This window comes from Dechloromonas hortensis (assembly GCF_009469765.1).
Taxonomy (GTDB): Bacteria; Pseudomonadota; Gammaproteobacteria; order Burkholderiales; family Rhodocyclaceae; genus Azonexus; species Azonexus hortensis.
Genome location: NZ_SSSQ01000028.1, coordinates 1 through 4,143, shown reverse-complemented (window position 1 = coordinate 4,143; position 4,143 = coordinate 1). Strand labels below are relative to the sequence as shown.

4 protein-coding genes are annotated in these 4,143 nt (G+C 56.0%); 3 read left to right on the top strand and 1 reads right to left on the bottom strand.

Annotated elements, in window-relative coordinates; genetic code table 11:
* Window positions 1-357: 357 nt before the first annotated feature.
* Together GH663_RS20795 and GH663_RS20790 are read left to right on the top strand one after the other, a co-directional pair.
* A complete protein-coding gene (locus GH663_RS20795) occupies window positions 358-1,920 on the top strand; it encodes a CYTH and CHAD domain-containing protein (protein WP_153133495.1) in 1,563 nt (520 codons plus the stop codon).
* On the top strand, window positions 1,921-3,162 hold the full coding sequence (locus GH663_RS20790) for a sensor domain-containing diguanylate cyclase (RefSeq protein ID WP_153133494.1): 1,242 nt from the start codon (window positions 1,921-1,923) through the stop codon (window positions 3,160-3,162).
* Between the two features lie 62 nt (window positions 3,163-3,224).
* On the opposite strand, the gene GH663_RS20785 is transcribed toward GH663_RS20790, so the two are convergent.
* The gene (locus GH663_RS20785; protein ID WP_211371226.1) at window positions 3,225-3,794 is read right to left on the bottom strand and encodes a hypothetical protein; all 570 of its coding nucleotides are present in this window, start codon (window positions 3,792-3,794) and stop codon (window positions 3,225-3,227) included.
* A gap of 77 nt (window positions 3,795-3,871) precedes the next feature.
* Here GH663_RS20785 and GH663_RS20780 point away from each other — a divergent pair.
* A partial coding sequence (locus GH663_RS20780) for a ParA family protein (protein ID WP_153133493.1) occupies window positions 3,872-4,143 on the top strand: 272 nt, incomplete at its 3' end.

The following is a 4,143-nucleotide window of genomic DNA, read 5'->3' as shown; positions in this document are numbered from 1 at the left end:
GTTAGTCCAGTCATTCATCGCGTCCTTGTCGTCCAGCAAATGAGCCACTGTTTTCTCGGCCACTTCCTGCTTCGATTGTGCGGAAAATATGGTGGAACGGGATGAGATACTTGACGGCTGTTGATTGTTCATCTGCTGCTCTCTCTAAGTGATATTTGCCAACGACGAGCTACCAAAAATGGCTGACTTGTTCTTGCTTTGGCTTTTATGTTTTTGGAATTCTAACGCGCTCCAGGCCGTCAAGCCAGTCCGTGGTTTCGACAGAACGCCGACCATTCACAAATTTGGTGGAGCAAGGTAGAGCCGAATTATGGCTTTCGATAGACTCCGCGGCATCCTGACTCCACGCGCAGCACCATGGCCACCGAAGTTGAACTGAAACTCTACTGCTCTTCCGACGCTATTGCTCGCGTTCGGACCCACCCCCTCATTGCGGCAGGTGTCGAAACTGGTCCTGCCAAACGTCTTGCGAACACCTATTTCGACACGCCTGACTTGGCGCTGCATCAAGAACGAATTGCGCTGCGGCTGCGCACGACACCTACGGAACAACTGCAAACGGTCAAATGCGCCGCCAAATCCGTTGCAGGCCTATCCTCCCGCCCCGAGTGGGAAACCCCCTATACGGGCGCGTTCGATTTCAGCGCCGTTGATGCCCGCAAGGTTCGGGCCTTTTTGGAGGAGCGACAGTCGAGTTTGGTTCCCGTCTTCACCACCTCGTTCGAGCGGCGAACCTGGCGCATCGATATTTCGAAGAAGATTGCCATCCTGGTCATGGTCGACACCGGCCAAGTTTCCTCGGGCAACCGCTCCTTGCCGATTTCAGAAGTGGAACTCGAACTGGCACAGGGGAATCCGGAGGACTTGCTCGATTTTGCAACCGCCTTGGCAACTCATCTGCCCTTGGTCCCTCATGATGTCAGTAAGGCCGAACGCGGCTATCAGTTATTCCTGAACCAGGCTTCAGGCCCCCATAAAGCCTCTCCCAGCCCCCTCGGCGCCAAGCAGAGTTCGGCCGAGGCGTTCCATTTCCTGGCCAGCCAGGGCATGCAGATGTGGCAAGCCAATCTCCTGGGTACCCTGACCTCGCAAGACCAGGAATTCGTACATCAGTTTCGCGTTTCCCTGCGGCGTCTCAATAGCCTCATCAAAGTCTTCAAGCCAGCCTTGCCAGGGCGCTATCAGGCGCAATGGACGAAGCGCGTCAAAGCGCTGTCACAAATCACTGGGGACGTCCGTGACCTGGATGTGATGCGCTCAGGCATCGTGGAACCGATGTTGCAGAGCGATGACCCACCAATTTCCTTGCATGCCAAGGCCGCACTTGCCGCATTGGATGAGGCGAAGAAGGAAGCCGTCGAACAGTTGGCTCAACTCCAGTACGGCGGCCCCGTCCTCTTGTTCGCGCGCGACTTGCAAGACTTGGATACCGATGATTTCCCGAAGAGCCTGCCTCGGTTCGCCGAAAAACAACTCGCAGACTTGCACCGCAATGCCGTCAAACGGCTAACCAAGACGCTCAAGGCACCAACGCCGGAGCGAGCCCATAGATTCCGCATCGCCTTGAAGCATCTGCGCTACTCGTCCGAGTTTTTTGCACCCCTGTTCGACAACGACGAGATGGTGGAGTACGCCAAAGCGATTGCCGGCCTGCAGGACGCATTCGGATTCATCAACGACTTCCACGTGGCGCTTTCCAGAATGCAGGACTGGGTAGCGCAAGCGGCAATCCCGAAAGAAACCCGCGATGCCGTTGCGGCATGGCATACCCCGCAGGCGCAAGCGATGTTGGCCGATGCCCTGCATCTTGCCGAGTCGGTGATGAGCCGCTGCCAGCCTTGGTGTACCGAATGTGAGCGGCGGGGCATGACCGAGATTCGGCGGCGCATGCAGCATGACATTAAGCTGCAAGTCAAATAGATGATTGAGTCGTCCGCCACGCCGCGCCCCGAATATCGCGTGCTGGAGTTGCTGACTGCGCCAGTGTGGGTTGTCCTGGGCCGTGGAAATGAAGTTGTTTTTGCAAACAAGGCTGCGGAACGGCTTTCCGCCGCGTTGGACCTCCACGAGCTGCGTCACGGCAGTCATTCTGCCCACGCCGAAGAACAACTTGCCGCCTATCTCCCGGCACTGCGCGCTCGTGAGCCCATCATCGAAATCTGGACGCTGCATCGGAATGGAGCGTCGGTTCCGCTGAGTTGCCAATTGTCATTGCTTGACCAGAACCCGCAAAACGAGCGAATCCTCGTTGAAGGGATATTAGCCAGTCTGCCGTCGGCGCCTGTTTCTCAGCTTTACGGCCTTGCCGAGTACGGTCTCTATGACCAGCTATTTCATTCGAATGGGGCGCCCATGCTCCTTATTGACCCTGCGTCAGATGGCCTCATCGTCGATGCCAATCTGGCAGCATGTCGATTTTACGGCTACACCCGGGAAGGCTTCTGCCGCAAACATACCTGGGAAATCAACGCGCTCGGTCGACAGGTGCTGCCCATCATGAGCGAAGTAGCCAAATTGCCTGGTGGCCACCGACCGCTCAATTTCGTTCATCAACTTGCGGATGGTAGCCTACGCGATGTGCAGACCTATGCCAGCCCTTTGGAAATGGACGGCAAACGCCTCATGCTATGCGTCGTTCACGATGTCACTGAGCAGAAACGCCTCAAGAATGAACTCGAATACGCAGCATCACGCGACCCGCTGACCGGCTTGTGGAATCGCCGCTATTTTCTCGACTTGCTGGACAAGGCGCGGCAGCAGAAGCGTCGCAATGACGTGGACTACAGCCTCTTGATTCTGGATGCCGACCACTTCAAGAATATCAATGACCGGTTTGGCCACGACAAGGGCGATGAGGTGCTCGTTCTGTTGGCAAGAACCCTGGAGAACCGGGTTCGTGAGACTGACTCGGTGTGTCGCTGGGGTGGAGAGGAGTTCATCATTCTCCTGCCACAAACCGACATTGCCAATGCGGCTCATCTCGCAGAATGCTTAAGGGTATCTGTCACCGAGATGCAGACTCCCGCGTTACCCCGCATTACGGTGAGTATCGGTGTCGCCCAGCATCAACTCGAAGAAACGACCGAAAGTTTGCTCAAGCGTGCGGATGCTGGGCTTTATCAGGCCAAAGCCTCGGGGCGAAACAGAGTTGTCGTCTGCTGAGGCAACATCAGCAATCAATGGGGCGGCCTCTTTGCACGAAGCGCCCCGTTGAAGCGTAGGGTTTATTTCTTCGGGCGCCCCGTCTTGATGCGTTCAACCACGCCAATCGCCTTGACGAGTTCAACATCGTCCAGCTTTGCCAATGCCACTAGGGCTGCGCGCAAAATTTCGCCCTTCTTCACCTCGACGCCAGCGCTCAACGCACGTTGCTTGAGGGTTGCAAACAGGGCGTAGTCAGTCTCCGGAATGGTGAAGCTGTCGCGGACCAGCTTCGGCTTCTTCGGCGCTTGTTTCTTTACCTTGGGTGATTTTTCTGCCTTCGGTGCTTCGGCAACTTTTTCCTTGGCAGCCGCGGGGGCCTTCTTCACCGGCTTGGCCGGCGTCGTTGTTGCCGGAGCGGGAACTGGCTGTTCAGCCACATCCTTCTTGGCTGGCTTAGCGGCAACTACCTTCTTTTCGACCTTGGGCATGGCGGCTACTTTTTTTACGGCAGCGGCCGTTGCAACTGGTTTCTTGGGCTCAGGCGCCACAGTTTGGGCGGTTACCGGCTCACTCTTTTCTACGACAGGAGTAGCGACTTCGGCTGCTTTGGCTTCGTCTTTCGCGGGCTGGACTGCGGCTTCCTTGCTCATTTTGCTCTCCTAAACTGGCATCAACGGTATAAACTATATAAACACTTTATACGCTAAACGAAAGCAAAGCAATTTAGATGCGCAAAATCATGGTAGCCAACCCCAAAGGTGGGTGCGGCAAATCAACACTGTCGGTTCATATCGCGAGCTGGTTTGCCCGGTACGATGAGATTGTCTATTTGGGAGACCTCGACCGGCAGCAATCAAGCCGGTATTGGCTGGAGGCTCGACCTGAAAATCTAGCTACCATCAAGCACTGGGACATTTCCGCTGATGAATTCAAGCTACCGCCCAAACACTGTAACGTCGCCATTCTGGATACGCCGGCAGGTTTGCATGGGAAGCGGCT